Source organism: Hymenobacter persicinus, from assembly GCF_004167665.1.
GTDB classification, from domain to species: domain Bacteria; phylum Bacteroidota; class Bacteroidia; order Cytophagales; family Hymenobacteraceae; genus Hymenobacter; species Hymenobacter persicinus.
The window spans coordinates 96,440-122,708 of the sequence record NZ_SEWE01000010.1; the positions used below are offsets into that span (position 1 = coordinate 96,440).

General features: G+C 62.3%; 24 protein-coding genes, 2 tRNA genes and 1 pseudogene. 15 read left to right on the plus strand and 12 right to left on the minus strand.

Going from position 1 to position 26,269, the window contains the following annotated elements; genetic code table 11:
• Positions 1–6 precede the first annotated feature (6 nt).
• On the minus strand, positions 7–885 hold the full coding sequence (locus EWM57_RS06925) for an SDR family oxidoreductase (protein ID WP_129920408.1): 879 nt from the start codon (positions 883–885) through the stop codon (positions 7–9).
• Positions 886–1,051: 166 nt separating this feature from the next.
• Positions 1,052–1,474 carry a DUF3127 domain-containing protein gene (locus EWM57_RS06930; RefSeq protein WP_129920409.1) on the minus strand — a complete coding sequence of 141 codons (423 nt, stop codon included), beginning with the start codon at positions 1,472–1,474 and terminating at the stop codon, positions 1,052–1,054.
• Between the two features lie 150 nt (positions 1,475–1,624).
• On the opposite strand from EWM57_RS06930, the gene EWM57_RS06935 reads away from it, so the two are divergent.
• Positions 1,625–2,584 carry an isoaspartyl peptidase/L-asparaginase family protein gene (locus tag EWM57_RS06935; RefSeq protein WP_129920410.1) on the plus strand — a complete coding sequence of 320 codons (960 nt, stop codon included), beginning with the start codon at positions 1,625–1,627 and terminating at the stop codon, positions 2,582–2,584.
• 137 nt (positions 2,585–2,721) lie between these two features.
• Here EWM57_RS06935 and EWM57_RS06940 read toward each other — a convergent pair whose 3' ends face one another.
• Together EWM57_RS06940 and EWM57_RS06945 are read right to left on the minus strand one after the other, a co-directional pair.
• Positions 2,722–3,624, minus strand: a complete 903-nt coding sequence (locus tag EWM57_RS06940) for a cyanophycinase (protein ID WP_242510004.1) — start codon at positions 3,622–3,624, stop codon at positions 2,722–2,724.
• Between the two features lie 118 nt (positions 3,625–3,742).
• Entirely contained in the window at positions 3,743–5,533 is a 1,791-nt protein-coding gene (locus EWM57_RS06945; protein WP_129920412.1) for a M1 family metallopeptidase, read from the minus strand.
• Between the two features lie 285 nt (positions 5,534–5,818).
• Here EWM57_RS06945 and EWM57_RS06950 point away from each other — a divergent pair, with 285 nt between their 5' ends.
• The 4 genes and pseudogenes from EWM57_RS06950 (at position 5,819) to EWM57_RS21105 (ending at position 9,542) form a co-directional block, all read left to right on the plus strand.
• Positions 5,819–7,564 carry a L,D-transpeptidase family protein gene (locus tag EWM57_RS06950; RefSeq protein ID WP_129920413.1) on the plus strand — a complete coding sequence of 582 codons (1,746 nt, stop codon included), beginning with the start codon at positions 5,819–5,821 and terminating at the stop codon, positions 7,562–7,564.
• 394 nt (positions 7,565–7,958) lie between these two features.
• Positions 7,959–8,078 (plus strand): annotated as a pseudogene (locus EWM57_RS21920) (helix-turn-helix domain-containing protein); the annotation flags it as partial.
• 303 nt (positions 8,079–8,381) lie between these two features.
• Positions 8,382–8,561, plus strand: coding sequence for a hypothetical protein (locus EWM57_RS21535; RefSeq protein WP_242510005.1), 180 nt, complete (start codon positions 8,382–8,384; stop codon positions 8,559–8,561).
• A gap of 810 nt (positions 8,562–9,371) precedes the next feature.
• Positions 9,372–9,542: a hypothetical protein gene (locus tag EWM57_RS21105; protein WP_165370441.1), complete on the plus strand. Its 171-nt coding sequence runs from the start codon at positions 9,372–9,374 to the stop codon at positions 9,540–9,542.
• A 144-nt stretch (positions 9,543–9,686) separates the two neighbouring features.
• Here EWM57_RS21105 and EWM57_RS06960 read toward each other — a convergent pair whose 3' ends face one another.
• Both EWM57_RS06960 and EWM57_RS06965 read right to left on the minus strand, forming a co-directional pair.
• Positions 9,687–10,160 (minus strand): hypothetical protein, encoded by a 474-nt coding sequence (locus EWM57_RS06960; RefSeq protein WP_129920415.1) that lies wholly within the window; start codon positions 10,158–10,160, stop codon positions 9,687–9,689.
• 181 nt (positions 10,161–10,341) lie between these two features.
• Positions 10,342–11,754, minus strand: coding sequence for a DEAD/DEAH box helicase (locus EWM57_RS06965; protein WP_129920416.1), 1,413 nt, complete (start codon positions 11,752–11,754; stop codon positions 10,342–10,344).
• A gap of 236 nt (positions 11,755–11,990) precedes the next feature.
• On the opposite strand from EWM57_RS06965, the gene EWM57_RS06970 reads away from it, so the two are divergent.
• Positions 11,991–12,509, plus strand: a complete 519-nt coding sequence (locus tag EWM57_RS06970) for an NUDIX domain-containing protein (protein WP_165370442.1) — start codon at positions 11,991–11,993, stop codon at positions 12,507–12,509.
• 101 nt (positions 12,510–12,610) lie between these two features.
• On the opposite strand, the gene EWM57_RS06975 is transcribed toward EWM57_RS06970, so the two are convergent.
• A complete protein-coding gene (locus tag EWM57_RS06975; protein ID WP_129920418.1) occupies positions 12,611–13,162 on the minus strand; it encodes a hypothetical protein in 552 nt (183 codons plus the stop codon).
• Positions 13,163–13,392: 230 nt separating this feature from the next.
• Here EWM57_RS06975 and EWM57_RS06980 point away from each other — a divergent pair, with 230 nt between their 5' ends.
• The 6 genes from EWM57_RS06980 to EWM57_RS07005 all read left to right on the plus strand — a co-directional run bounded on the left by EWM57_RS06980 (position 13,393) and on the right by EWM57_RS07005 (position 18,672).
• Positions 13,393–13,590 (plus strand): hypothetical protein, encoded by a 198-nt coding sequence (locus EWM57_RS06980; RefSeq protein WP_129920419.1) that lies wholly within the window; start codon positions 13,393–13,395, stop codon positions 13,588–13,590.
• Positions 13,587–14,474, plus strand: coding sequence for a UDP-2,3-diacylglucosamine diphosphatase (locus EWM57_RS06985; protein WP_129920420.1), 888 nt, complete (start codon positions 13,587–13,589; stop codon positions 14,472–14,474). The genes EWM57_RS06980 and EWM57_RS06985 overlap by 4 nt, the downstream gene beginning before the upstream one ends.
• A 42-nt stretch (positions 14,475–14,516) precedes the next feature.
• Positions 14,517–15,527 carry a glycosyltransferase family protein gene (locus EWM57_RS06990; protein ID WP_129920421.1) on the plus strand — a complete coding sequence of 337 codons (1,011 nt, stop codon included), beginning with the start codon at positions 14,517–14,519 and terminating at the stop codon, positions 15,525–15,527.
• A 46-nt stretch (positions 15,528–15,573) separates the two neighbouring features.
• Entirely contained in the window at positions 15,574–17,004 is a 1,431-nt protein-coding gene (locus EWM57_RS06995; protein WP_129920422.1) for a GH1 family beta-glucosidase, read from the plus strand.
• Positions 17,005–17,095: 91 nt separating this feature from the next.
• A complete protein-coding gene (locus EWM57_RS07000) occupies positions 17,096–17,653 on the plus strand; it encodes a GNAT family N-acetyltransferase (RefSeq protein WP_129920423.1) in 558 nt (185 codons plus the stop codon).
• 56 nt (positions 17,654–17,709) lie between these two features.
• Positions 17,710–18,672: an ADP-ribosylglycohydrolase family protein gene (locus EWM57_RS07005; RefSeq protein ID WP_129920424.1), complete on the plus strand. Its 963-nt coding sequence runs from the start codon at positions 17,710–17,712 to the stop codon at positions 18,670–18,672.
• Between the two features lie 6 nt (positions 18,673–18,678).
• On the opposite strand, the gene EWM57_RS07010 is transcribed toward EWM57_RS07005, so the two are convergent.
• On the minus strand, positions 18,679–18,933 hold the full coding sequence (locus EWM57_RS07010) for a hypothetical protein (protein ID WP_129920425.1): 255 nt from the start codon (positions 18,931–18,933) through the stop codon (positions 18,679–18,681).
• A gap of 702 nt (positions 18,934–19,635) precedes the next feature.
• On the opposite strand from EWM57_RS07010, the gene EWM57_RS07015 reads away from it, so the two are divergent.
• Entirely contained in the window at positions 19,636–20,232 is a 597-nt protein-coding gene (locus tag EWM57_RS07015; RefSeq protein ID WP_129920426.1) for a hypothetical protein, read from the plus strand.
• 97 nt (positions 20,233–20,329) lie between these two features.
• Here the strand turns inward: EWM57_RS07015 and EWM57_RS21770 are convergent, their stop codons facing one another.
• On the minus strand, positions 20,330–20,455 hold the full coding sequence (locus EWM57_RS21770) for a hypothetical protein (RefSeq protein WP_262708235.1): 126 nt from the start codon (positions 20,453–20,455) through the stop codon (positions 20,330–20,332).
• A 205-nt stretch (positions 20,456–20,660) separates the two neighbouring features.
• Here EWM57_RS21770 and EWM57_RS07020 point away from each other — a divergent pair, with 205 nt between their 5' ends.
• Together EWM57_RS07020 and EWM57_RS07025 are read left to right on the plus strand one after the other, a co-directional pair.
• Complete coding sequence (locus EWM57_RS07020; RefSeq protein WP_129920427.1) at positions 20,661–22,514, plus strand: tail fiber domain-containing protein; 1,854 nt, start codon at positions 20,661–20,663, stop codon at positions 22,512–22,514.
• Positions 22,515–22,578: 64 nt separating this feature from the next.
• Positions 22,579–23,997 carry a T9SS type A sorting domain-containing protein gene (locus EWM57_RS07025; RefSeq protein ID WP_129920428.1) on the plus strand — a complete coding sequence of 473 codons (1,419 nt, stop codon included), beginning with the start codon at positions 22,579–22,581 and terminating at the stop codon, positions 23,995–23,997.
• Between the two features lie 450 nt (positions 23,998–24,447).
• Here the strand turns inward: EWM57_RS07025 and EWM57_RS07030 are convergent.
• The 3 genes from EWM57_RS07030 to EWM57_RS07040 form a co-directional block, all read right to left on the minus strand.
• Positions 24,448–24,521 (minus strand) — tRNA-Asp (locus tag EWM57_RS07030).
• A 647-nt stretch (positions 24,522–25,168) separates the two neighbouring features.
• A complete protein-coding gene (locus tag EWM57_RS21110) occupies positions 25,169–25,702 on the minus strand; it encodes an energy transducer TonB (RefSeq protein WP_165370443.1) in 534 nt (177 codons plus the stop codon).
• A 465-nt stretch (positions 25,703–26,167) separates the two neighbouring features.
• Positions 26,168–26,241, minus strand: a tRNA-Asp gene (locus tag EWM57_RS07040).
• Between the last annotated feature and the right edge of the window lie 28 nt (positions 26,242–26,269).

Here is a 26,269-nt window from a genome sequence, read left to right on the forward strand (position 1 = left end):
CTGCGGTTAGCCGATACCGGTTTCCTCCTCCGAAATTCGCCAGAGTCGGCTGGCCTCGGCCCGGTTCTGCGCCCGGCTCGACAGCAGCCGGGCCGGCTTGCTGTGCTTGAAGTACCTGCCGCTGATATGCTGGACCTCGGGCGCCGAGGCCAGGAAAATGCTGGTTTGGGCCCCGCGCTCCGGGCTTACCATGAAGGGCTTACCCAGCCCCCAGACCGTTTTCAGCAGCCCCGAGCGGGTCGGGGGCACCAGGCCGGTGTTCACGATGCCCGGGTGCAGGCAGTTGGCCGTGATGCCAGTCAGGTCGAGGCGGTGGGCCAGCTCGTTGGTAAACAAGATGTTGGCTAGCTTGGAATCGCAGTAGGCGGCGAAGGAGCTGTATTTCTCCGGGTCGTTGCGCGCGGCCTGGGAAGGCTCAATCTCGCCCAGCCAATGCCCGTCTGAGGCCACGGTCACGACCCGGGCCTGCCCGGCGGCATCGAGCTGGGGTAGCAGCAGGTTGGTCAGCGCGTGCACCGACAGGTGGTTGGTTGCCCAACTCAGCTCGTGGCCCTCGGCCGTAATGGTCAGCGGGCCGGGCATCACGCCCGCGTTGTTGACCAGCACGTCCAGCTTGTCGTAGCGTCGGCCTACCTCGGCGGCCAGCTCCCGCACGTTGGCAATCAACGACAGGTCGCAGAGCAGCACGTCGGCCTGAGCCCCGGGCACGGCTTCGACGATGGCGGCCTGGGAATTTTCGGCCCGCGCCGGGTCGCGGCATACCAGCACGAGGTGGGCGCCGCGGCGGGCCAGCTCCCGGGCCGTGACGAAGCCGATGCCGCCGGAAGCGCCGGTGATGAGCACGGTTTTGCCGCGCAAAAGATGAGGGTCAACAAAAGCAGCCATGAGGCAGGCAGAAATGAAAGCAGCGGGAGAAAAAGCCGGGGCGGGCCAGGATACTAACGTTGAAACGATACCGGGAAGTTTTACTTTTTCGCCGATGGGGCCCAACGCAAAATGCCGCCCCCTTGCGGAAGCGGCATTTGGTACCTAAACCGAAAAGCGGGTCTGCTTAGAAGGGCAGGTCGTTGTCGTCGTCGCTGGCGATGGGAGCTGCGGGCTGGGCGCGCAGATTCGGGTTCTGGTTCTGGGCGGGAGCCGCCGCGCGGGGAGCAGCCTGCTGGTTGTAGCCGCCGCCGGCCGGAGCACCACCACCGGTGCCAGCTTCAATGCGCCAGGCTTCGAGGTTGGTAAAGTACAGCATCTGGCCGTTTTTGTTGAACCCCCGACCACGCAGGTTGAAGGTTACTTTTACTTCGTCACCAACTTTGAAAGGATCAATCAGGGCAGTTTTGTCCTGCACCATCTGGAATTTGATATGCTCAGGGTATTGGCCATCCTGAACTTCCAGCACGAATTCGCGCTTGCGGAATTTCTCACTCACCTGCTGTTCGTCGAAAATCTCGTGCAGGCGGCCGGTAGCTTCGTAAGCCATAGGAAAGGATATTAAGAGGGGTTTGAAACGTTAACAAACGTACGAAAAAAAACGGGTTTTGGCCAGGTTCGCCGCCCGAAATCCGGCCCCGTTCTCTGCGTATCTTTACCCTCGATTTCGGCTCTAACCGCTCAGAATAGCATTTTTCGCATGAACTATCCCTTCGCTTTAGCCCTGCACGGTGGGGCCGGTACCATTTCCCGCACGCTGATGTCGGCGGAGGCCGAACGGGGCTACCGCCAGGCTCTGCAAACCGCTGCAGAGGTCGGCTACGCCGTGCTCCGCCAGGGCGGCCCGGCGCTGGACGCGGTGGAAATGGCGGTGCGCAGCCTCGAAGACTGCCCCCTGTTCAACGCCGGCCGGGGCGCGGTGTTCACCCACGACGGCCACCACGAAATGGACGCGGCCATCATGGACGGGCGCGACCGGGCCGCCGGTGCCGTGGCCGGGGTGCGGACCGTGCAAAACCCGATTCGGGCCGCGCGCTTGGTGATGGAAAAGACGGACCACGTGTTGCTGGCCCACCCTGGCAACGACGAACTGGCCCGGGAGTTTGGGTTGCCCACCCAACCGGCCGAGTACTTTTTCACCGAGCACCGCTACGCCCAGCTCCAGGAAGCCCTGGCCGAAGGCCGCATGCGTCTTGACCACAGCGAGGCTAAAGCCGCCCTGCCCAACGAGGACCCCAAAAAGAAAATGGGCACCGTGGGCGCCGTGGCCCGCGACCAGCACGGCAACCTGGCCGCCGCCACCAGCACCGGGGGCATGACCAACAAGCGCTACTCCCGTATCGGCGACTCGCCTATCATTGGCTCGGGTACTTTCGCCGACAACCGCACCTGCGCCATCAGCTGCACCGGGCACGGCGAGTTTTTCCTGCGCGCCGTGGTGGCCCACGATATTTCCTGCCTGATGGAATACCGGGGCTTGAGTTTGGCCGAAGCCTGTCGCGTCGTGGTGCACGACAAGCTTGCGCCCGTCGGGGGGGAAGGTGGGCTGGTGGCCGTCGACAGCTTCGGCAACGTGGCGCTGCCTTTCAACTCCGACGGCATGTACCGGGCCAGCATCTCCTCGGCCAGCGAGCTGTACGTCGGCATTTACAAGGACTAGGTGCACCCGGAAAAATGCACCATATATATAAGGAGTAGCCCGCGGGTGCTTTAACCACCGATACTGCCCACCAAAAAAGCCGGTTCCACTGCGGAAACCGGCTTTTTTTGATGAATTGCTACGCCAAAACAACGGGCTTAGGCCGTCGGGACGGGTGGCGCGGGAGCCGGGGCCGGTGAGGCCGCCGCCTCGGGCGTGTGCAGGGTTTTGTCGGCGTAGAATTTTCGCTCACTGATATCGTACACGTTGCCCTTGGCCAGCACGTGCATGGTCATGTTCTCCAGCGAAATGGCTGTGCCTTTTTTCGCGGCCGCGGCATTGTTGTGCTGGATATTGTGGCCGTCCATGATGATAACCAGGTTGGAGCCGATGGTTTCAATCAGGCAGCCGTCGGTGATGAGGATGCCCGTGTCTTCGCCCAGTCCAATGCCGATGAGCTTGGGGTGGAGGGCCACGGCTTCAATGAGCCGGCCGAACCGGCCGCGCTTCACAAAGTGCGAGTCGATGATGGTGTTGCGGGTCAGGGCCAGGCCGGTGCCCATCTTCACGGCGCCCTTCATCAGCGCGTCGGGCACGCTGCCCCCGCGAATCATGATTTGCGACATGGCCATGGCTCCGGCGCTGGTGCCGGCAATGACGAAGTTGGGCTCCTTGTAATAACGCTCGGTCATGCGCGTCAGAAACTCACTGTCGCCGAACATTTCCTTCAGGCGCGACTGGTTGCCGCCGCTCATCATGATAATGTCGGCCGCCAACAGGCGCTCCAGGTACTCGGGCTGCCGGGCATCTTCGGGCGTGCGGATGTCCATGATGCCAATGTTGAGGCAGTTGAGCATGGCAAACGACGACACGTAGATCTTCGCCACTTCCTCCGGAATCATGGAGGCCGTGGTGATGACCTCGATGCGCGGGTCCGCCTTCCCCGATTCAAGCACCACCCGTTTGATGATGCCGAGCTCGAAGAAGTTCAGGTAATATTTTTTCTTGGTACGCGGGTTCGGATACGTGCCTTTGTCTTCATTGCCACCGATGGCAATCAACTTCCCGAGTGGTTTCTGTGCTTTCAACGCGAAAAATCAATTTTAAAAGAAACGAAAGGTAACAACTGCCAACTGGCAAGCAAGGTTCACGCCACTTAGAGCGGCAGCCTCCGCCGGTTTAGGCCGGCCGGCCCACCATCGTGTCGAAGGTGCTGGTGGCTACCGAGTGGTAGTTGGGACGGGCTTCGGCATAGATGGCCTGGGCCCGGGCCCGCCCGCCGGGACCATTGAGCAGGGCTTTGTACTGCGGAACCAGGAATTTGCGCCGGCCCACCCGGGTCAGGAACTGGTGGAGCGCCGCCTCGGCCGGGGCGTAGCCGACAGCAATGGTGAGCGGAAACCAGGCCGCCAGAATTTCCGAGTTGCCGGACTGGGTAAATCCAAAGGCCTTATCCAAATCCTGAAGCTGGGCCGGGGTGAGCTGCTTGGGCAGGCCGTGCAGAAAGTGCACCCACTCGTGGCTGCTCCAGCTAGCTACGTCGGGCAGCAGAGCCGCCGGGGTGCCTTGCTGCCAGTTGCGCAGGGCCTCTTCCACAGCCGCAAAGCGGGCGGAGCTGACCGGAGGCGCCACCGTCGGAATGCCGGGCCCGTTGATCCAGGCATCGAGCTGGAGCTTATCTTCAAGTCCGGGCTCCCGGTCCAGTAGCTCCCGGCGCAGGTAGGCCACGAACGAGGCCGTGTCCATGGACTGAAAGCTGTGGCGGGCAAAGTACTCCTTAATAAAGGCGTCCAGCTTTTCGCGGCCGACCAGGTGCTCCAGGGTGAGCAGGAGGTAGTCACCTTTTTCGTAGGCAATTTCGTTGAGGCCCTCGTCGGGGTCGCGGCCGGCTAGGTCGAGGTGCAGGTGGGTATCCGGGCTGGTGGCACCCAATTCCTCGATGGTGTGCAGCAGCCCGGTGTGGCCCAGCACCTGGAGCATATCGGCGTAGGGGCGGCCGTAGAGCTTCTCCATAATGCGGCGCTCAAAGTACACGGTGAAGCCTTCGTTGAGCCAGAAGTCGTTCCAGGTGGCGTTGGTTACCAAGTTGCCCGACCAGGAATGGGCCAGTTCGTGGGCCACCAGGCTGGTCAGGCTCCGGTCGCCGGCCAAAATCGTGGGTGTTACAAATGTTAAACGCGGATTCTCCATGCCGCCGAAGGGAAAGGAGGGGGGCAGCACCAGCAAGTCGTACCGGTCCCAGCGGTAGGGACCGTACAGGGCCTCGGCCGCGCCCACCATCTTTTCCAGATCCACAAACTCATGGGTGGCCGTGGGCAGGGTCACGGGCTCGGCGTAGATGCCGGTGCGGGTGCTGAGCGGGGTAAATTCTACGTCGCCCACGGCCAGGGCCATCAGGTAAGCTGGGATGGGTTGGCTCATGCGGAAATGGTACTCGCCGCTGGCCGCGCGGTGCTGGGGGTTTTCAGCGCTCATCAGCGCCAGCAGCTCGGCCGGCACCTGCACCCGGGCCTCGTAGGTGAAGCGGATGCCCGGCGAGTCCTGGCACGGAATCCAGGTGCGGGCCAGAATAGCCTGGGACTGGGTGAACAAAAACGGATGCTGGCGGCCGGCGGTCTGTTCGGGCGTGAGCCACTGCAGGGCCGCGGCTTCGGGCCGGGTGCGGTAGCGCAGCGTCACGGTGCGCGTGTCGGGCTTGATGACCGCGCGCAACGCCTGGCCTCGCACCGGGTCGTCGGCGCCCAGCGCGAATTCCGCCTGCTCCCCGTGCGGTCCGTCGAGCAGCACAGCGTCTACGTCGAGGTGGCGGGCGTCGAGCCAGAGCTCAGTGGCGCCGGTGTGGTTGTCGAGGGTCCAGGTGGCTTCGCCGGTCAGGGTCCGGCTGGTGAAGTCAACGGTCAGGTGCAGGGCCAGGTGACGGACCTGTACTTCGGCGGGGCGGGCGTAGGTGTGCGGGTCGGGCGTGAGCATGGAGCAGGGAAGGAAACGGAAACGATTCTATACGGCAGCGGACCGGCCGCCGCCGGAAAGCGCCAAATATAAGGTAAAACCTGCCGCCCGATTTGGCCTAGCAGCGCTGGGGGCGTATCGGCAAAACCCCTAACTTGCACCCACGGGTGGAATACTGCCGAGCTGACAACCCATCGGCGCGGAAAACAGTAGAACGCGGAACAGCCTTGGGCGGGCGTGGTTGGTTTCCAAGCCGGCCGGCTACCCCGGGCTACCGCCCTTTCTTATCCACCTGTAGTGAACTTCATGAATCAAGCAATTCGTCCGACCTTCTTTACTGCCCTGCTGTTCTGGCTGCTGAGCCTGGCGCTGGCCACTTCCTCGTGCAGTCAGGATCAGAAGGACCAAACCCAGGGCTCGTCGACCACGGCCAGCGGCGCCACCAAAGCGGGCGGCGCCCAGCCTCTGCTCGACAGCGTGTACGTGGTGCGAGCCATGAATGCCGAGCCAGCCTTCAAACCCCAACTGATCTGGGCCAAGAAATTCTACCGGGAGCGGGGGTTCCGCCTCGGCTGGTTTCGCAACCACGAGGTTCTGCCCCAGGCTAAAACGCTGCTCAGCGTCATCAACAAGGCGGCTGACGAAGGTCTCGACCCCAAGAAATACAAGGTCCGGGACTTCGATAAGCTGTTTGCCGACCTAGAAAAGGTGCAGGATGACTCCACCAAGCGCAATGCGCTGGAAAAGGAAATTGACGTGGCTCTCTCCGGCACGTATTTCAACTATGCCTCTGATTTCTACCGTGGTAGAGTGAATCCGCGCGAGGTGAAGGGTATCGACTGGGACGTGAAGCGCAACAAAATCAAGCTGCACAAAGCCCTGATGACCATTCTCAAGGAGCGGGAAAGCACGTATCCGTACTACGAGTTTGAGCCTTTGCACGAGGAATATGAAGGGCTGAAAAAAGCCCTGGCCGAGTACCGCACCATTCAGCGTAATGGGGGGTGGCCCGTGCTGCCCGCCGGCACCAAGCTCAAGCCCGGCGACTCCTCGCCCAACGTGGCTTTGCTGCGCCAGCGTCTGCTGGGCACGTCGGCGGCCAGTGCTACCAGCACCACCCCGGCGCAAACTGTAGCCAACGGGTCGGCCGCGCCGGCTCCAGCCCCGAAGTACGACGATGAACTGGTCAATGCCGTCAAGGAATTTCAGCGCGACATGGGCCTGAAAGTAGACGGTATTGTGAGCGGCGAGACCGTGCAGCAGCTCAACGTGCCGGTGTCGGATCGGGTGCGCCAGATCACCGTGAATATGGAGCGTTGGCGCTGGGTACCCAAGCGGTTTGAGAAGGATTACCTGCTCGTCAATATTCCCGACTACAAGCTCCACATGATCGAAAACGGCAAGGAAGTTTTCGATATGCGCGTGATTGTGGGCAAGACCCTGAACGCCACGCCGGTCTTCAGCGATAAGATGGAGTACGTGGTATTGTCGCCGTACTGGAACGTGCCGTGGAGCATTATTGAGAAGGAGCTGAAGCCAAAGCTGATCAACAATCCATCCTACCTCGACCACCTCGACATGGAAGTGGTGAAGGGCTACGGTAAGAAAGCCGTGGCCGTCGACCCGGGTTCCATTGATTGGTCGAGCATCAAGCAGGAGACGTTCAAGTACACCGTGCGCCGCCGTCCGGGCCCGAAAAACGACCTGGGGGAGGTGAAGTTCATCTTCCCTAACTCGAACGATATATACCTCCACGACACGCCCCACGACGAGCTGTTCAGCCAAACCAAGCGCGGCTTCAGCCACGGCTGCGTGCGGGTGGCCGAGCCGCTGAAGCTGGCCGAGTACCTGCTGCGCAACAAGCCCGGCTGGGACATGCAGACGATTCAGGATACCATTGCCGAGCGCCACGAGAAGTATGTAGCGTTGAAAGAAAAGCTGCCCGTCTATCTGGTTTACTTCACGGCCTGGGTGGATGAGTCCGGCCACGTTAACTTCCGCGACGACATCTACGGTCACGACAAAGCCCTGGCCCGCGAGTATTTCAACTAGCGGCCCACGGTCCCGGACCAAGCGGCCTGCTCGCTCTTCCTAACTCAAGCCCCGACTGCTCCAGTCGGGGCTTTTTGTTTTCTGGCTACCTCTGTCAAGCCTCGCAGCGGGCTGCCGAGTGAGTTCAGGCAAAGCGGAGGGAGGGAACTTGGCCTACTTCATTCGAGCAACATTGCCTCGACTTGATTGGTCTGGCTATCCTAGGGCTCAAAGAACCCCCATCAGGCTGTTTACATATGTAATACAAATGTAAATCAGGCGAAATGCCTTTTGTGTCATATGTAAACACAGGTGAAGACCCGGATTCAGAATTTCTTTGAAGACATATAGCCAGTTGTACAGCAACTGAAGAAGCCATAATTCGGTACATTTGTAAATAAATGTATTTTCAAGCATGGTTGAGCGGATTCGTGACCTTCTAAAAGCCCAGCAACTGTCTTCCACGCAGTTTGCGGATGCTATTGGCATTGCCCGCCCCATCATGAGCCATATCCTGAGCGGGCGCAATAAGCCCAGCCTAGAAGTGGTGCAGAAGATTATTGCGGCCTTCCCTGAACTCTCCCTGCCCTGGCTGCTGAGCGGTAGCGGGGAAATGCTAGCCGTAGCGGCTTCCGTAGCCCCAGCAACTGCTGCTGCCGCCGAAAGCCAGCGAGAAGCTAGCAGCAGCCCTACAAGCCCTAGAAGAGTCCGTACGGCTGCGGCAAGGCCCGCGGTGGCCCCTGAGCCAGCGGATAACCCAGCGGTGCCCGTGGTGACCCCGACGGCGGCTCAACCTCCGATAGTGGCTGAGACGGGGTCGGCGCCGGTAGTTCCCGAAGTGGCACCAGCTTTAGCCGTGGCTCCGGCCCCGCTGCCCGCGCCTGCTGTGGTGCCTTCTGCCGCTTCCGCGGAGGCCCAAGTCCTGGCGGCCGGTCTGGGCGAGCCGGGTAAAAAGATCCGGCGTATCGTCATCTTCTACCACGACGGAACATTCACCGATTATCAGCCCGAGCAGTAAGAATCTGCTGCTGCTACTGCTCGGGCACGAGGCCGGATTCGGCCCGAGCAAGCCAGCTAGAGACCAACGGGAGAAGAGGCCACCAGCGGATGCTGTGAATAAGCCTAAAACATGCCGATGATGTAAGAGGTGCAATTTGGCAGATTCCTAGAGGTGAAGATGCTGTAAACGGTGTTTTAGCCGGTTCTCTAGTGTCTTTTAGCTTGGTTTCTGGTATTAAGAAAGCTGTAAAAGTTATAGTAATCATATGGAGATATAAATGATGTGATAAGAATATTATTGGTTTGTTTTAAATTCTATTTTTCAGATAGTTACATGCGTTTTATTGAATCTATTTAGAGGGTAAAAAGCTTACTTGAAACTCATTGCTAAATATAGGATTGATGATAAAAAAGGGATTTTTGTAAACAACATGTAGTAGTGCACATGGAGAGGCCAGTATGCTAAGTGTGTTAACATTGTTTTGGATTGGAATAAGTCAATTTTTCGGCAATGTTTTGCGCTAACCGGTTTAGCCGGATTTCATGTGAAGCCGCGAATTGAGCCATGCAATACCTGCGTTGCAGGGACCTCGCAGCTGGGGCCGAGTCCGGTCAGCGAAGCAAGAGTTTGTGGCCAGTCGACGGTCTGAGAATGGGGGTAAAAGTTAGACAAAGTTGACCTTGTGTAGATATGTAAATAACATATCTGCATTGATAGTGATTGACGTAAAGCGGAGGGAGGTGCAGCCGAACAAGCTACCCGAAAAACCTCCGGCAGGATAGCGGGATAATGCTTGGCGGTTTTGGGGGGGCTGCTTACCTTTGGGCCATGAAAAAGTCCCGTCTGCTCCTGTTGTTCGCCACCTGCGCTTCCTTCTCCCTCTCGTCCTGCGAGCAAGCTCCCGACGCTGAGAAAGACCCCAACGCCGATGCCGCCTATAAGCGCAGCCACCGCACGGAAGAGTACCGCGCCGCTCAGCGCAGCAACCCTGCTCAATAAGTACTGCTTGGTAGGGCTGGTCAGCGGCCGGCCCCCGGTAGCTTCCCCAGTGTAGCTGCTTCGTCACCTAACAATAGAAAGCCCCACCCGATGAAATTCAGGTGGGGCTTTGCCGTTGGTACGTTCGCTGGCTACAGGGCAATACTAGTGCGCCTCAGCTGGCTCAGGGACCAGCAGATGGGGCAGGTGAATGTCGGCCAGCAGGGAGTTTTCGAGTAAGTCGGCCCAGGTGCGCAAGTAAAGGACCACGTCGTCGCGCTGGTTGTGCCGCAGGGCATTGCGGCGCTCAAAGGGAATGGCGGCCCGGATAACCGGGTCGGAAAGGCGCTCCAGGTGGGTCAAATCGGCGCGACTGAAACCCACGGCCAGCATTTCGTCGATGGTAGCGTCAATGGGCAACCCGCTGGTCGGGCAGTAGTCCGTAAGCTGCCGCTCCCAGTCGCCGTAGCGCTGCATGGCCCGGGCGTGGATTTCTGCCTTCGAGAGGTGAGTAATGGTCTGGGCCAGGTGGCCGCAGTTGCAGCTGCCCATGTGGCCCCACTGGTAAGGCGCTTCGGCAGCAAGGCGCTGGGCAGTTTCGCGCAGGGCCTGGATAACGGGAAGGGTGCTCTTTGCCATAAAAACAAACGTCAGGGTAAGCGGGCCGAGTAGGTAAGCAACACCTGAATAAGCAAAAAAAGTCGCGTTTTGTTTCAGCGTGAAGGAGTTGGCCAGGGTGGAAACGAATAATTCTGCCCAACCACCAGCAACAAAAAAAGCCCGGACCTGAGTCCGGGCTTTATGAGGTTAAGAGGCTAGCCTAACGGCCGCTGTTGCCGCGGTACGGGCGCCGGGGCTGACCACCGCCGCTGCCACCGGCAGCCCGCTCACCCGCGGGCCGGGAGTTGCCGCCGGAGCGGCCACCGCCCGCCGGGCGCGACTCGCTGCGGCCGGAGCCGCCGGAACGGCCGCTGCCTTCCGCGCGGGGCGGACGGGCATCACCACCCCGGCCGGGGCGGGGCGGACGACCAGCGGGGCCTTTCGGGCGCTGAATCGGCGGGCCACCACTCAGGGGCACGGGCACCACGAAGGGGCTGAAGTAGGGGTGGTCGGAAATAACTGGAATCTGCTTGCGAATCAGTTTCTGAATGTCCTGCAGGTAAGCGCGCTCTTCCTCGTCGCAGAAGCTCAGAGCCTTGCCGTCGGCGCCGGCCCGGCCGGTGCGGCCAATGCGGTGCACGTAGGTTTCGGGCTCGTTCGGAATTTCGTAGTTGATAACGTGTGTCAACTCGTCCACGTCGATGCCGCGGGCGGCAATATCGGTAGCGACCAGCACGCGGGTGCTGCCGGCCTTGAAGTTGGACAAAGCCCGCTGCCGGTGGTTCTGCGACTTGTTGCCGTGAATGGCCTCGGCCGGCACGTTGGCCTTGGCCAGGGTTTTGACCACCTTGTCGGCCCCGTGCTTGGTGCGCGTAAACACCAGCACCCGCTTGATATCCTTGTCGCGCAGGATGTGCTCGAGCAGCTCGGGCTTGTCGTTCTTGGGCACCATGTACACCGACTGAGTGATGGTGTCGGCAGTGCTCGACACGGGCGTCACGGCCACTTTCACCGGGTTCGGCTTCAGAATGGACGCGGCCAGCTCCTGAATGGTGCCGGGCATGGTAGCCGAGAAGAACAAGGTCTGGCGTGAGGTCGGCAGCTTGGGCAGGATGCGCTTGATGTCGTTGATAAAGCCCATGTCCAGCATCCGGTCGGCTTCATCGAGCACGAATACCTCGATGTGACGCAGGTCCACGAAGCCCTGGTTCATCAGGTCGAGCAGGCGGCCGGGGGTGGCAATGAGGATTTCCACGCCGCGCTTCAGGGCGTTGGTCTGGGGCGTCTGGCCCACGCCGCCGAAAATAACGGTGTGGCGAATGGGCAGATGGCGGCCGTAGGCGGCAATGCTTTCCCCGATCTGGATGGCCAGCTCCCGGGTGGGCGTGAGCACCAGGCAGCGGATGCGGGAGTGCGAATGGTTTTCCAGCTTGGCCGTCTGGCTCAGAATCTGGAGAATGGGAACGGTAAAGGCCGCGGTTTTGCCGGTGCCGGTCTGGGCCACGCCCAGCAGGTCGCGGCCGTCGAGCACGTGCGGAATGGCTTGCTCCTGAATGGGGGTTGGGGTAGTGTAGCCTTCCTCGTGCAGGGCACGCAGGATGGGCGGAATTAGATTGAGTTCGTCGAACGTCATCAGAAGGAAAATGGGAGAAAAAAAGGCCGCGGCACTAATTGAAACGGCCGGTTGCAGCCTTTTTTTAGGAAAGCAGGCTGCGGGGTGCAGAAAAAAAGAAAGGAAAAGCTGAGGTCCGGAAGCCGGAAATGTCCCCGGCGGCAAGCCAGGTTGGTCAGCAAACGTATAAGCCCAACAGGCTAGAGGAGGTTTTAGACTCCATTTTTGAAAAACTATTTCTTCACGCGTCCACCAACATGAACGTCACCGACCGCAAAATTCTCTACGACGGGCACTACAAACTTACGCAACTCCTGGTCCAGGACGGCAACGACCAGCTCAAGCGGGAGCGTTTTGAGCCCGGGCAGGCCGTCGGGGCCCTCGTTTTCGACTCCCGCAAGCAGCGCTACCTCTTCGTGCGGCAGTTCCGGGTGGGCCCCGAGGCCGAGGTGCTCGAAATTCCGGCCGGCATGCTCGACGCCAGTGACCAGAGTCCCGAGCAGGCCATCCGCCGCGAGATTGAAGAAGAGCTGGGCTACAAAGTAAATCAGCTGCTGCCCATCACCGAGTGCTTTCCCTCGCCCGGCAACAGCGCCGAGAAGTTCTACCTCTACTACGCCGAAGTCAGGGAGCAGAGCGGGCCGGGTGGCGGCGTGGCCGACGAGCACGAGCAGATTGAGGTCGTTGAGCTGAGCCGGGAGCAGCTGGCCACCGAGCCCTGGCAGGACGCCAAAACCCTGGTAGCCGTGCAGTGGGAAAGGCTGCGCCAACGCTAAGCGGCAGCCTTTCCCATTTGTGTAAGCCAAGTGCTAAAAAGCCGAGCCGGGGTAAACCAGGCTCGGCTTCTTAACGACTTGCGCAGGTTGGAAAAAGCCCTCTACTGCACATTGATGATGTATTCGAAGCTTTGCTTAAGCTTGGAATCGGTGATGGTGAGGGTAAGAGGCTGCGGCGTTTCGGTTTTAACAAATGGAATGCTGCGCACGCTCTTGTACTGATCCTGGTTCCAGAAGCGGCCGGTGCCGGGCGTCAGCGTCTGGGCGAAAACCTCCTTGCCGTCCTTGTCCTTGGCCGAGAGCGAGAGCAGGGAAGGGTCGGCGTTCTGGGCACCGCGGCGGTACATGGTCACGGTCAGCTCGCCGCCGGGCGGCAGGGCCCGGAAGCGGCGCTGGTAGGTGCTGTCGGCCCAGCGGTTCATTTCGCGCTGCGCGTCGATGGCCGTGAGCATCTCGGCGTAGGGACGGTACGCCACGCGGGTCATGGTGGCGTCTTTCTGGGAGTCCTCGTCGGTGTTTTTCGTCACGTTCTGAACCAGGGCGCACTCTTCGTCTTTCTTGGGCCGCAGGTAGCGCTTGCGCTCGGGCGTCACCATCTGGGCGGAAGCGGCCAGGGACGAGAGCAGGGTGAAGACAAGTAAAATCTTTTTCATCGGGCAAATATGGTAGGAGGCAGGGCGGCGGGCGGACCGCCGCGTTCCAAAGATACGCAGGCGGGCGGTAGCAGCGGCCGCCCCGCGCTCAAACGCCGTGCCGGAACCATGAACGGCCCTGCAGGCGGGTGAAGCCTTGGTAGCTAATTCATGACACAGCCATAATACGGTCGTAACGCCCCCGTAATCTTGGCTAACGACCTTTGGAATGCGCTATTCGCCTTGAGCTTATGTCGATTCCGAACCCATTTTCCTGGTTGCGCCGCCCGGGGCGGGTGCTACCCTATTCTTTCCTGCAACTGGTGCTGGTGCTGGAACTGGCGCTGGCCCGGACTTCGGCCACCCGGCGCCTGGCCTCGCCCTTTCGCCTAGGTGGGGGAACCCGGCCGGCGAGTCTGCGCCCGATGGCTAACCCGGCCCTGGCATGAGTAAGCTCAAACTCAAGCCGCGGCGGCGCAAGGTCGATGTGGTCGTCGTCTCGGACGTGCACCTGGGCACCTACGGCTGTCACGCGGCCGAGCTGCTGCGCTACCTGAAAAGTGTGCGCCCCAAGGTGCTGGTGCTCAACGGCGACATTGTCGATATCTGGCAATTCAGCAAAAGCTACTGGCCCCGGGCCCACATGCGCGTGCTGCGCTACCTGGCCAGCCTCGGCGCCAAGGGTACCAAGATTCACTACCTGACCGGCAACCATGACGAGCTGCTGCGCAAGTTTGCCGGCACCCAACTCGGCAACTTCAGCATCGACAACAAGCTGGTGCTGGAGCTGGCCGACGGCAAGGCCTGGCTGTTTCACGGCGACATCTTCGACGTGACCATGCAGCACGCGCGCTGGCTGGCCCGACTGGGCGCCCACGGCTACGACGCGCTGATTCTGCTTAACCGCGTGACCAACTACCTGCTCCAGCGCCTGGGTCGGCCCCGGGTGGCCTTGTCGAAGGCCGTGAAAAACCGGGTCAAGGGCGCCGTGAACCTGGTCAGCGGCTTTGAGCAGACCGCCGCCCGCATTGCCGTCGACAACGGCTACCGCTACGTGGCCTGCGGGCACATTCACCACCCCGAAATCAAGACCGTTGCCACCCCGCAGGGGGAGGTGGTGTATTTGAACTCCGGCGACTGGGTCGAAAACCTGACCGCGCTGGAGTACTCGGCCGCCACGGGCTGGCAGCTCTACCGCTACGCCGACGACCCACTGATGCAGCACGCCTCGGCCCTGGAGCTCGACGCCGGCGACCAGGCCGCCGACATGCCCGTCGAGGAGCTGCTCAGCGACCTGCTGGTCGAATTCAAGCTCACCACGCCGGCGGCCTGACGCCGCGCCGACGGTTGCTTTATCTTGTCCGAACCTTTGTAAATGCCCCGCATTCTGTACGCCATCCAGGGAACCGGTAACGGCCACCTCAGCCGCGCCCTCGACATCGTGCCCCTGCTCCAGCGGCACGCCAGCCGCGTCGACGTGCTGGTCAGCGGCCCCCCGGCCGACATCCCGCTGCCCTTTGCCGTGAAGTACCGCTGCCACGGCCTGGGTTTTATTTTCGGCAAAAAGGGTGGCGTCAACTTCGTCAAAACCTTCTGGCAGCTCAACTCGGCCGCTTTCCTGCGCGAAATTCGCCAGCTGCCCGTCGAAGCCTACGACTTGGTCATCAACGACTTTGAGCCCGTGTCGGCCTGGGCTTGCCAGCGGCGCCAGGTGCCCTGCATTGCCCTGAGCCACCAAAGCGCCGTGCTCAGCGACTACGCCCCGCGCCCCCGCCACGACGACCCCATCGGCCGGGCCGTGCTGCGCCACTACGCCCCGGTCACGGCCCGCTACGGCTTCCACTTCGACCGGTACGAGCCCGGCATCCACACGCCCGTCATCCGCCGGCAGGTTCGGGAGCTTACGCCCCACAACGACGGCCACTACACTGTGTACCTGCCCGCCTTCGACGAGCCAACCCTGGTGCAGCGCCTGCGCTACCTGAGCGGCAGCACCCGCTGGGAGGTGTTTTCCAAGCACAGCACCCAGGAGTCGGAGCACGGCCGGGTGCGGGTGCGGCCCGTGAGCGGGGCGGCCTTCACCGACAGCCTGGCCCGCAGCGCCGGGGTGCTCTGCGGGGCCGGCTTCGAGACACCCGCCGAGGCACTGTATCTGGGCAAAAAGCTGCTGGTGATTCCGATGAAAAACCAGTACGAGCAGGCCTGCAACGCCGCCGCGCTGGCCCGGCTGGGCGTGCCGGTGGTAAAGGGGCTCAAAGACCGGCACCTAGCGGGCCTCGACGAGTGGCTGCAAACCGGCCGCCCCGTGCCCGTGGCCTACCCCGACGAAACGGCCGCCGTGATTGGCAAGCTGCTGCTCGAGCAGCTGCCCGTGCTTAGCCATTAGTAGCCCTGATGCGCCTCACCCTCCCGCCAAAACCCGTTCTTGCGGCATGCCCGATCTAATTGCCCCGGACCTGCCCGCCGCTTTCTTTCCACCCACTACGCCCGCCGTCTTCACCCGCGCTGACTTCGGGCCGGACTTTCGCTGGGGCGTGTCGGCGGCGGCCTACCAGACGGAAGGAGCCTGGAATCTGCACGGCAAGGGCCCCAGCATCTGGGATGAGTTTGTGCAGCGGCCCGGCCGCATCCGGCGGGGCGAAACCGCCCAAGTCGGCACCGACTTCTACCACCGCTGGCCCCAGGATCTGGACCTGCTGCACCAAATGGGTATTCCCGATTTTCGCTTTTCCGTGGCCTGGTCGCGGGTGCTGCCCCAGGGCACGGGTGCCGTCAACGCTGCCGGCCTGGACTTCTACGACCGGCTCGTTGATGGCTGCCTGGCGCGAGGCATCACGCCCTGGGTCACGCTCTACCACTGGGATTTGCCGGCCGCCCTGCAGCGCCGCGGCGGCTGGGCGAACCGGGACGTGGTGGGCTGGTTTACCGACTACGCCCAGCGCGTGGCTGCCCGCCTCGGCGACCGGGTGCAGCACTGGATGGTGCTCAATGAGCCTATGGTGTTTGTGGGGGCCGGGCAGCTGCTGGGCCTGCACGCCCCGGGCCGGCGCAGCTTAGGGGGCTTTCTGGCCTCGGTGCACCACGCCGCGCTAACCCAGGCGGAAGGCGGGCGGGCCCTGCGGGCCGTGCTGCCCGCCGCGGCCCGCATTGGCACCACCTTTTCCTGCTCCTACCTCACGCCCTGGCGGCCCGCGCTGCCCCGCGACGTGCGCGCCACCCGCCGCGCCGACGCCCTGCTCAACCGCCTGTTTGTGGAGCCCGCCCTGGGGCTGGGCTACCCGGTGGCCGAGCTGCCGCTGCTGCGCTGGCTGGACCGCTACATCCGGCCCGGCGACGAGACCCGGCTGCCCTTCGCCTTCGACTTTCTGGGCGTGCAGAACTACACCCGCGAAGTGGTGCGCTACTCGCCCTACGTGCCGCTGGCCTGGGCTTCGCTGGTCGGGGCCAAGCAGCGCGGGGTGCCGCATACCCAAATGGGGTGGGAGGTGTACCCCGAAAGCCTCTACCACATGCTGCGCCAATTTGCGGCCTATCCTAATGCCCCCGAGCTTATCGTGACCGAAAACGGAGCCGCTTTTGCCGATACTTGCAGTCCCGACGGCCGCATTCGGGACCCGGCCCGGCAGGCCTACCTGCGGGCCGCCATCGGGCAGGTGCTGCGTGCCCGGCGCGCGGGCGTGCCCGTTACGGGCTATTTCGCCTGGTCCTTCACCGACAACTTCGAGTGGGCCGAAGGCTACGAGCCGCGCTTCGGGCTGGTGGGCATTGACTTCGACTCCCAGGAGCGGATTGTCAAAGACTCGGGGCGCTGGTACCAGCAGTTTCTGGGCGTTGCGCCGCCGGCAACTGGGGTCGGGGCATAGGGCCCTCGTCGAGAGTCCCAGCCCGGCTCCTGAATCCGCCGGGCCGGAGCGGTACTAGTTGCCCGCCCGCGACTTTTTCTATCTTGGCGTCATGCAAACCCCGATTCCGCTGCTCCACTACCACACTGCCGCGCCCCGGCTGGAAACCGACCGGCTGCTGCTGCGCGGCTGCCAGGCCACCGACCTACCCGCTTTTGCGGCCATGTGGGCCGAGCCCGATTTTTACCGCTACCTGGGCGGACAGCCCCTGGCCGAGGAAGACGTTTGGACCAAGCTGCAGCGCACGGCCGGGCACTGGCCCCTGATGGGCTTCGGCTACTGGGCCGTGGAAGAAAAAGCCACCGGCCACTTTTTGGGCCTGATTGGCTTTTCCGACTTCCACCGGGCCATGGAGCCGTCCATTCAGGGCGTACCCGAAATCGGCTGGGTGCTGGCGCCCCACAGCCACGGCAAGGGCTACGCCACGGAGGCCATCCGGGCCGTGCTGGCCTGGGGCGACGAGCAGTTTGGCCGGGCCCGCACCGTCTGCATCATCGACCCGCAAAACCAGGCCTCCCTGCGCGTGGCCGAGAAGTGCGGCTACCGGCTGATAGGGGAGGCCATCTACAAGGAACAACCCATTCTGCTGCTGGAGCGGGCTGCCGGGTGAAGCGAACCTTCTACAACCTCCCTTTCGACTAAGCCACCATATTGCCGCGCCAAACTATGTCCGCCGTATCCTTACCCCTCCTTCAACCCGCCCGCGCGGCCCTGCTGGGTTTGGCCATCGGCGACGCGCTGGGCGTGCCCGTTGAGTTTCTCAGCCGCGCTGCCCGCCGCCAGGACCCGGTGGTGGGCATGCGCGCCTTCGGCACCCACGGGCAGCCGGCCGGCACCTGGTCCGACGATGCCTCGCTCACGTTCTGCCTGGCCGAGGCCATTGCCGACGGCTTTTCGGTGGAAAAAGTAGCTCAGAATTGCGTCCGCTGGTATTATCACAACTTCTGGACGCCCCACGGCTCGGTTTTCGACGTGGGCATTACCACCCGTGAGGCGCTGAGCCGACTGCGGGCCAACCCGACTCAGCTGCAGGCCGGCGGCACCGACGCGTACAGCAACGGCAACGGGGCCCTGATGCGGATTCTGCCCCTGGCTTTTTACCGCCCCGACGCCCCGCTGGCGGAGCGCTTTCAGTTGATCCGGGACGTGTCGGGTATCACCCACGGGCATATTCGTTCGGCCGTGGCCTGCCTGCTCTACCTGCTCATGACTCAGCACCTGCTAGCCGGCCTGACTCCCGCGGCCGCCTATGCCCGGCTGTGCCAGGAAAGCCCCGCCCAGCTCCGGGAACTGGGCGTACCGGAACAGGAGGCCGCCCACTTTGAGCGTATTCTCAGCGGGCGTCTGCCCGACCTGCCCGTTGGGGCCATCGACAGCGGGGGCTACGTGCTGCACACCCTGGAAGCGGCCCTGTGGTGCCTGCTGCGCCACGGAACCTTTGCCGAAACGGTGCTGGCCGCCGTCAACCTCGGCGACGATACCGACACCACCGGCGCCGTAACCGGGGGCCTGGCGGGCCTGCATTACGGCGAGGCCGCCCTGCCCGCCGACTGGCTGGCCGTGCTAACCCGCCGCACGGATATCGAGGAGCTGGCCGCGCGGATGGCCTTGGCCGGCGTCGCAGCCTGAACTGGCCTAACGGTGCCGGGTCGTGTCCCGGTAGGGGTGAATCGGGTTGCGGCAGTTGCCCTTGTGGGTGATGACGGGGTAGCCGTTGGAAGTTTCCTGGCGCAAATACTCGCAGCCCTCAATCTGAATCACGCGGTAAGTAGGGGCGGCCCGGCGCTGCTCGGCCCGCTGCTGCTGCGCCCGCGCCAGCGGCGACTCTTCACACGCTCCGCCGCCCAGGCTCACGCCCAGCAGCGCCAATACGACCGGCAGCTTTTTCATGGCCCTAAGATGGGAAGATTTGCAGGCTGCGCCTCTAAAATCATCATTCGGCCGGCTATAATCGATCTGCAGATCAGCGCTGAACGGCTGAGGTGATTCTCAGCTACCGCAATGGATGGTGTTGGTATTACCTGAAAAATCCCTTCAGCATCGGATGTAAAGGCGGTGGGAACACAAACAGCTTTCCGAATCGGCCATAATTGGCCTAGGGCACGAAAATGAGTATGTGATTCCCAGGTGGCTGCGGGCCCGCCGGCTCCGGGGCTACGTCCAGGGCGGCGCCCCGACGGAGGGCGGGAGCCCGGCACCGGTCGGGAAGTTGGCCGGTGTCGGCTTGGCAGAAGTGGTGCAGCAGAGCCAGTTAGTTGCCGACAACCGGAGCACGAGTGAGCAGATAGACACCTGGGCCCGCAAACGAAAAGTAGTGCACTTGCTCCACGATTTGGATAAGGACTACTCAGCCTGGAAGAAGGGGAACAAGGGCGGCATTAGTGGCTTAGAGCCCCTGTAATAGCGGTATGGAGGTTTACAAAACTCACCTCCGTACGCATTTTCTGAACGATGATTTCGTGAACCAGTTTTTGAACTTGGCATCAGACCACAGGCAACTTTTGCTACCTCACCGGGGACCGGCGAATAGCCGTGCAGAGAAAGGAGCGTTACTTTGTGTGGACTATCACATTACCTCATCCATTGGTATCAGTGCTCTTTCAAACCCGTTTTAGTATTTTGTATTTGGGGTTTAGTGTTATCGGAGCGGCTTTTCCTGGGGCTTTTGCTTACCTGCTGGCGAGAGGAGAAATGGTCGCAGCTCCAGGCACGCATGAAGTGGCCGCTCTTTGGGTGGGGTGGGCCTTACTGGCGTTGTTCAGTGCCTTCTCCTTGACGTGCATAGCCCTGGCACTGGCCGTGCCGCGCTTGATACTTACCCAAGAGTCACTGTTTATCCACCGTCCTTTCCTGTTCTGGAAACGCCGCATCCCACTCCCTGATATTACCTCCATCACCGAAGGGCCTTACTCTATCACGACCTCGCACCGCTTCACCGACTATCAGGTGTTTAACGGCAAAGAGGCAACTTTGCACTTGAGCGATGGCCGGAAAGTTCGGTTTAACTCCTTCGAAATAGCGCAGTACTACACTTTCGTAGCCCATTTGCAGAATGAACGCCGACGCTTCAAATGGAAGCTAAATGTGGCACAACTCCAGCGACTGGATCGACAGTGGCAGGGCTACGGCTGGTTGTGCCTGTTAACCTTACTCACCGGAGCCTTGGTATATAGCCTATTCCGTTCTTAATTCTGTGAGCTAAGTCGTGTTCAGCGAAACGGTCCGATTAGTAAAAGTATCCATTTGCTTAATAGGTGGCCGCGGCCGTGCAGAACGCCATCCATCGTTACAAGCGGGTTTTGAGGGCGGCAATGAAGCCCGTCGGCGCCATGCGGCAAGGCACTTGGCTTTTGTCGTAATGCATGATGGTGTCCCAGATTTCGACTCGTTTCTGCTCGAAGTAGATGCGCACTTGGTACGGGGTAGCACAATAGTAGGAACCAAAACTCCCGCTAAGCATGTCGGCTAGCTCTGAGGTGGGCTAACAAAATCGGCTAGGCAGCGCGAGAAGCCGCCGCATTATCGCGTCAACGTGTGACAAAACTGCCTATCCGTCTTACCTTTAGGGCACCCGCATACCGGGTCCACCATCACGCTTTGCCTCCACCGTTCTTGCTATGCTTCACAAGTACTTACTAGCGGCTCTGCTGCTGACGGCTGCCGCGCCCGCCGCGCTGGCCCAAACCGCCGGCTCCGTCGGTATCGGCACCACCAACCCCGCGGCCTCGGCGGCGCTGGAAGTCCGCAGCACCACCCAGGGCCTGCTGCTGCCCCGCCTCACGCTGGCCCAGCGCGACGCGCTGACAGCCAGCACCACGGCCCCACCGGTACCGGGCCTGCTCATCTACCTCACCGACAGCACCCCCGGCCTGTATGCCTACGACGGCACCGCCTGGGTGCGCCTGGGCGCCGACAACCTGGGCAACCACTCCGCCACCCAGACCCTGAACCTGAACGACCAGCGCCTGCTGGGCAGCGTGGGCACCTCCCTGGGCGACTCTACCGCCCAGGTCGAGCTGAACGCCAGCGTGGGCACGCAGAGCGCGGCCCTGATGACGCGCAGCAACTTCGGGGCCCGCTACTCCCGCGTTATCCTCTCGGGCTACGGCAAGCTGCCCGATGGCACGACTACCGCCAACGACTTCGGCATCTGGGCCACGGCCTACCGCGGCGGCGGCTGGGCCGGCTTCTTTACGGCGGCGGGCTACGGCGCCAATAGAGAGCCTCTGCGCTGGGTGGGCATCTGCCAGAACCCGGGCTACAACAACACCGGCTCGGCCATCCGCATCGTCGATGGCACCCAGGGGGCGGGCAAGGTGCTGACCTCGGACGCCATCGGCTACGGTAAGTGGGTGGCCCCTACCATTACGGCGGCCACCGGCGACTTCAACCTGGGGCCCTATAAGCTGGTGGGCAATGGTGGCAGCACGGGCCTGAGCATCAGCAACGCAGGCTACGTGGGCATCAACGTGGCCGCCCCCTACTCGCAGCTGGCCAATACCGCGGCCAACATCATCGGCAGCGACGGCGTCGGCGGCAACCCCGGCTCCCTGGCCTGGGCCGCCAGCCAGGCCGGCTACGTGGGCATGTTCTACAACGCCAGCACGGCCTCCAATGCGTCCGGCCTAGCCGTTAAAGTAACCACCACCGGCACCAACGCCGCCCTCGACGTGAGCCAGGGGGCCACCCAGGACGCGGACGGCACCCCGCTGCTGCGGGTGCTGGGCAACGGCACCGTGGGCATCGGCTTGAACACCCCGGGCGGGGGCCTGCACGTGGCCACGGGCAACAGCGGCGTGGCCAGCGGCGCGGGGGCCATCCTCAGCGGCCCACCCACCGGCAACCCCAACCTGGAGCTGCGCGGCGGCACCGCGGCCGTCACGCCCTACGTCGACTTTGCCGAAACCAGCGGCGTGGACTACAGCAGCCGCCTGCTTAGCTCGGGCGGCACCCTGAACGTGTACGGAGCCAACGCCACGGCCCTCAAGGTGAACGGCAACGCCGTGGTGACGGGCAGCCTGACGGTGAACGGGGTAAACGTCACCTCCGACCGGCGCTTCAAAACCAACGTGCGCCCCCTGGGCAGTGCCCTGGCCGCCGTGCTGGCCCTGCGCGGGGTGCGCTATGAGTGGAACGCGCTGGGCGTGCAGCACGGTGGCACGGCCGGGGCCAGCCAGGTGGGCCTGCTGGCGCAGGAAGTAGAGCAAGTGTACCCCGAGCTGGTGAGCACCGGCCCCGATGGCTACAAAGCCGTCAACTACGCCCAGCTCACGCCCGTGCTCATCGAGGCCCTCAAGGAACAGCAACAGCAGATTGAGGCCCTACAGGCGGCCGCCACCCGCGCTCAGGCCGAATTGCAAACGGTGAAAGCCCAAGCTACCGCCGCTAAAGCCCAGGCCACGGCCACCCTCGACTCCTTCGAGGCCCGGCTGCGGCAGCTGGAGGCCGGCACCGCCCAGGCTCAGCGCTAACCCAGCGGTAGGGCCGGTCCTTTCCCGGGCCGGTCCACCTCCTATCTTCTTACCTTGCCTTCGGATGAAACTACGCCTTACCCTCGCCCTGCTGCTGCCCGCCTGGGCCGGCTTGGCCCAAACCAGCCTCACCATCAACGGGGCCACGCTCACGGTGGGCGCCGGGGCCACCCTTTACGTGGCTGGCTCGGCACAGAGCAACGCCGGGGGCACGCTCACCAACGCGGGCACCGTGCAGCTCACCGGCGACCTGACCAACGCGGGCACGCTGGCATCCAGCGGCAGGCTGCTGTTCAGCGGCACCACCAACCAGACCTTCACCCCCGGCGCGGCCACCGTGGCTACGCTCGTGCTCAACAATACCGGGGCCACCGGGCAACGCACCCTGAGCCTGCCCACCGACCTGACCGTAAGCACGGCCCTGACCCTTCAAAGCGGCCTGCTGCGCACCGACCCCACCGCCACCCTAACCCTGCCCAACGGGGCCACCCTCAGCGGGGAGGGTCCCGGCCAGTACGTGCAGGGCAACCTGCGCATCGTGCGCGCGGCCGGCAGCGGGATGCTCGACTTCGGCCACGGCCTGAGCCTGGACCGCACCAGTCTGGGCCAGGTGACGGCCACCCGCTCGGCTGGCCTGCTGCTCGACAACGTGAGCCGCACGGCCCTGCCCAACGCGGCCGGCAAGAGCATCGACCGGATCTGGACCGTTGAAACCACCACTGCTCCGGCGGCCCCCGTGCCCATCACCCTGCAGTGGCCCGCTGACGATGACAATGGCCTGACCAGCTTCACGCCCGCCCAGGCCTGGCGAGCCCCGCTTATCGGGGGTACAGCCTGGACTGCCGTGGGCAGTGCGCAGAATGCCACAGTCAGCGGCAACAACCGTAGCTTCTCCTTCACCACCGCCGTGCTGGGCCGCCTAACCGTGAGTAGTGCCTCGACCGCCCCGCTGCCCGTGGTGCTGGCGCGCTTCACGGCTCAGGCCCAGGGTGCCGCCGCGCTGCTGCGCTGGGCCACGGCCTCCGAGCTGCACAACGACCGGTTTGAGGTAGAGGCCAGCGCCGACGGCCGCACGTTCCAGCGCATTGGCACGGTGGCGGGCGCGGGCAGCAGCCAGACGGAGCACAACTATCAACTGGTGGACCCAGCCATTGCCCGCTACGGCGCCCATTTCGTGTACTACCGCCTGCGCCAGGTTGATACCGATGGCACCGACTACTACTCGCCGGTGCGCACCGTGGCCGTGACCGGCAGCGAAGCCGGGTTGGCCCTATTCCCAAATCCGACCGCCACCAGGGCCACTACCCTCACGGGCGCGCAGCCCGGCACGGTGGTGACGGTGTTTGATGCGCTGGGCCGCCAAGTGCTGGCCGCCACCGCTGACGCTACGGGCACGGCCGCACTAACGCTGCCGTACGGAGTAGCAACGGGTGTGTACCTGGTCCGCCTGGGCAGTAAGGCCTTGCGATTAGCGGTAGAATAGCTGGTGGAAAGCTAAGAAAATGGGCCGCGCACGTTGCGGAAAGGGGGAGCAAGCCTGTGCGGACGTGCAAGCATCTGGCCGCATCTGCGCAAGGACAGACGCTAAGGGAAGACGCGGCCAAGCTTAGCGTAAGGTTTATCCCCTCGCTGCTGTAAGAAGGCCAATCTGGACCTCAAAAGTGCCCCGGCAGATACCGCGCTGCTCCTGATGACCTACGTGCACGATGAGGCGTATCGGCGGCGCATCCTGGTGCAGGAGTTATGTGTTTGGCTGAACAGACACAAAGCGGGGTGAAAAGCCCAATAAATAATTTCAGGCTAGGAGGGGACAATCGTAGATAAAACTAGGCAGCCCGAGATATAAGCGGCTGAAATTTGGCTACTATTCGTCCCGGAAAAAGAAAAAGCCCTTGTAAGTGCTTGACTTACAAGGGCTTTACTCGCATTGCTGCGGTCCGGACGGGACTCGAACCCGCGACCTCCGCCGTGACAGGGCGGCATTCTAACCAACTGAACTACCGAACCAGGGTACGCTAAGCAGAAAGCCAGTTGCTTTCCGTTATTGTGATGCAAAAGTAGATGACTAAATCGGACTAACCAAGCTAAAATCTCGGCAAAGCCGGATTTAAATGCCGGTTCAGCTGTAGTCAGGTGGAAATTAAGGGTATAGAAAGCAATATTTTTTTCGGGGCGGCGCCGAAAATGTCATCCGGAGCGCAGTAGTGCCGGTAAGTGGCGTTCAGGATGAGGTAAGCCGGAAGTGCCGGGCTATGCTAGAGTGGGCGCGCGACGTGGGCATTCCACTCTTGCCCAGCGACGGCCTTAAGAGGCCTCGGGTCCGAAGCTCTCGTGTTGCGACGGCCGCAGAATGTTCACGACTGTAAAGGGTTGTACCGCCCGATAGATCATGCCCCGGTGGGACTCGGAATTGAAGTACTTGTCCCAGCGAAAGTGGCGCAACTCAACGTGGTAGCGCGCGGCAATGGCCTGTAGCAAGGTTAAAGTATCCCTCGCGGAAAGCAGTAGTAGGGAAGAACCGCACGAGTTTTCAGGCGCTGGGAATACCGGATGATGTGTTAATCAATTGCTGCCCAGAGAGCAAGCCAGTGACGGGCCACACGGGTGCAGGATAAATCAGCCAAAGCAGACTAGTTGCAGTCCGTGGCGAGGCTTCAGTGAAAAAAAGGAACCTGGACCCGCCATACGCGGGCCACGGCTTTTCCCTCGTCGTCGAGAGAAGGTGAGAATGGTGGTAGGGACTGTATTACGCGCACGGCTTCCTCGTCGTAGCCCGGCCCTAAACCGTAAACCACGTGGGGGAGGGTAATGCGGCCGTCCCTTTCCAGGATAAATTCTACCTCCACAACCGCGTCCTGCGGCAGGGGCTTCGCCTGAGGCCGGGTTAGGGTCTTCATCTGGTCATGCAGCGCCACCGGCCCACCCGGGAAGGCGGGGTCAGATAGGTAAAGCTTTTCAATGTCGGGGCGGTGCTTGACTTGCACCTCGAATGAGTCGATGGCTGCGCGCTGCCAGCCGCTGCGGTCATATTCTACGGAGGATTGGCGGAAGCTCTGCATTAAGTCGTCTTGGTGGTCCGTCAAATACCAATAAATCCCTAATCCGCTAAAGGTCAGTAAGGCTCCGGCCCCGAAGCAGAGTGCTGCCAAGCGCCGGGACGGTTGGCTGACCAAGAGGAGCAACGCCATGATATCCGCAAGGAGCACAAGGGTAATAGGGTGCTCATGCGCCCAGGGCCAAGCGCTGCTGCTAGGGGCGTGGGCCGACGGGGTGTCCGATGAGAGGACAAGTATCATGAAGTAAAGTGCGAACGTAAACGCCCCGGCGAGCAAAACCAGCCCGCCCAGTCGCACGATGCGTGTCCGTCCCGTGAACCCCTCCAAGTGGCTCCATTTCCAAAATCGGGTACCCAGCAGGGCCAGAGCCAGAGGTGGCCCAAAAACAACGAGAAGTAGTCCAAGGGCGAAGCTCATAGATAAAAACCAGCTGTTGACAGGAATAAATGTCCTCCCGGTAAGAAGAGCATAGCAATGGCTAGCCGGCAGCATACCAACTGTTTTCGGAGGCTAAATTCGCCAGGCCGCCGGTTGAACCAGCGCCAAAAAGAAAAAGCCCCTTAGCGTTAAACTAAGGGGCTTTTCTTCGCATTGCTGCGGTCCGGACGGGACTCGAACCCGCGACCTCCGCCGTGACAGGGCGGCATTCTAACCAACTGAACTACCGAACCAGGGTACGCTAAGCAGAAAGCCAGTTGC

Coding starts and splice junctions, on each gene's coding strand:
- EWM57_RS06925 (WP_129920408.1), bottom strand. CDS start 885: ATGGCTGCTTTTGTTGACCCTCATCTTTTGCGCGGCAAAACCGTGCTC.
- EWM57_RS06930 (WP_129920409.1), bottom strand. CDS start 1,474: ATGGCTTACGAAGCTACCGGCCGCCTGCACGAGATTTTCGACGAACAG.
- EWM57_RS06935 (WP_129920410.1), top strand. CDS start 1,625: ATGAACTATCCCTTCGCTTTAGCCCTGCACGGTGGGGCCGGTACCATT.
- EWM57_RS06945 (WP_129920412.1), bottom strand. CDS start 5,533: ATGCTCACGCCCGACCCGCACACCTACGCCCGCCCCGCCGAAGTACAG.
- EWM57_RS06950 (WP_129920413.1), top strand. CDS start 5,819: ATGAATCAAGCAATTCGTCCGACCTTCTTTACTGCCCTGCTGTTCTGG.
- EWM57_RS21105 (WP_165370441.1), top strand. CDS start 9,372: ATGAAAAAGTCCCGTCTGCTCCTGTTGTTCGCCACCTGCGCTTCCTTC.
- EWM57_RS06960 (WP_129920415.1), bottom strand. CDS start 10,160: ATGGCAAAGAGCACCCTTCCCGTTATCCAGGCCCTGCGCGAAACTGCC.
- EWM57_RS06965 (WP_129920416.1), bottom strand. CDS start 11,754: ATGACGTTCGACGAACTCAATCTAATTCCGCCCATCCTGCGTGCCCTG.
- EWM57_RS06970 (WP_165370442.1), top strand. CDS start 11,991: ATGAACGTCACCGACCGCAAAATTCTCTACGACGGGCACTACAAACTT.
- EWM57_RS06975 (WP_129920418.1), bottom strand. CDS start 13,162: ATGAAAAAGATTTTACTTGTCTTCACCCTGCTCTCGTCCCTGGCCGCT.
- EWM57_RS06980 (WP_129920419.1), top strand. CDS start 13,393: ATGTCGATTCCGAACCCATTTTCCTGGTTGCGCCGCCCGGGGCGGGTG.
- EWM57_RS06985 (WP_129920420.1), top strand. CDS start 13,587: ATGAGTAAGCTCAAACTCAAGCCGCGGCGGCGCAAGGTCGATGTGGTC.
- EWM57_RS06990 (WP_129920421.1), top strand. CDS start 14,517: ATGCCCCGCATTCTGTACGCCATCCAGGGAACCGGTAACGGCCACCTC.
- EWM57_RS06995 (WP_129920422.1), top strand. CDS start 15,574: ATGCCCGATCTAATTGCCCCGGACCTGCCCGCCGCTTTCTTTCCACCC.
- EWM57_RS07000 (WP_129920423.1), top strand. CDS start 17,096: ATGCAAACCCCGATTCCGCTGCTCCACTACCACACTGCCGCGCCCCGG.
- EWM57_RS07005 (WP_129920424.1), top strand. CDS start 17,710: ATGTCCGCCGTATCCTTACCCCTCCTTCAACCCGCCCGCGCGGCCCTG.
- EWM57_RS07010 (WP_129920425.1), bottom strand. CDS start 18,933: ATGAAAAAGCTGCCGGTCGTATTGGCGCTGCTGGGCGTGAGCCTGGGC.
- EWM57_RS07020 (WP_129920427.1), top strand. CDS start 20,661: ATGCTTCACAAGTACTTACTAGCGGCTCTGCTGCTGACGGCTGCCGCG.
- EWM57_RS07025 (WP_129920428.1), top strand. CDS start 22,579: ATGAAACTACGCCTTACCCTCGCCCTGCTGCTGCCCGCCTGGGCCGGC.
- EWM57_RS21110 (WP_165370443.1), bottom strand. CDS start 25,702: ATGGCGTTGCTCCTCTTGGTCAGCCAACCGTCCCGGCGCTTGGCAGCA.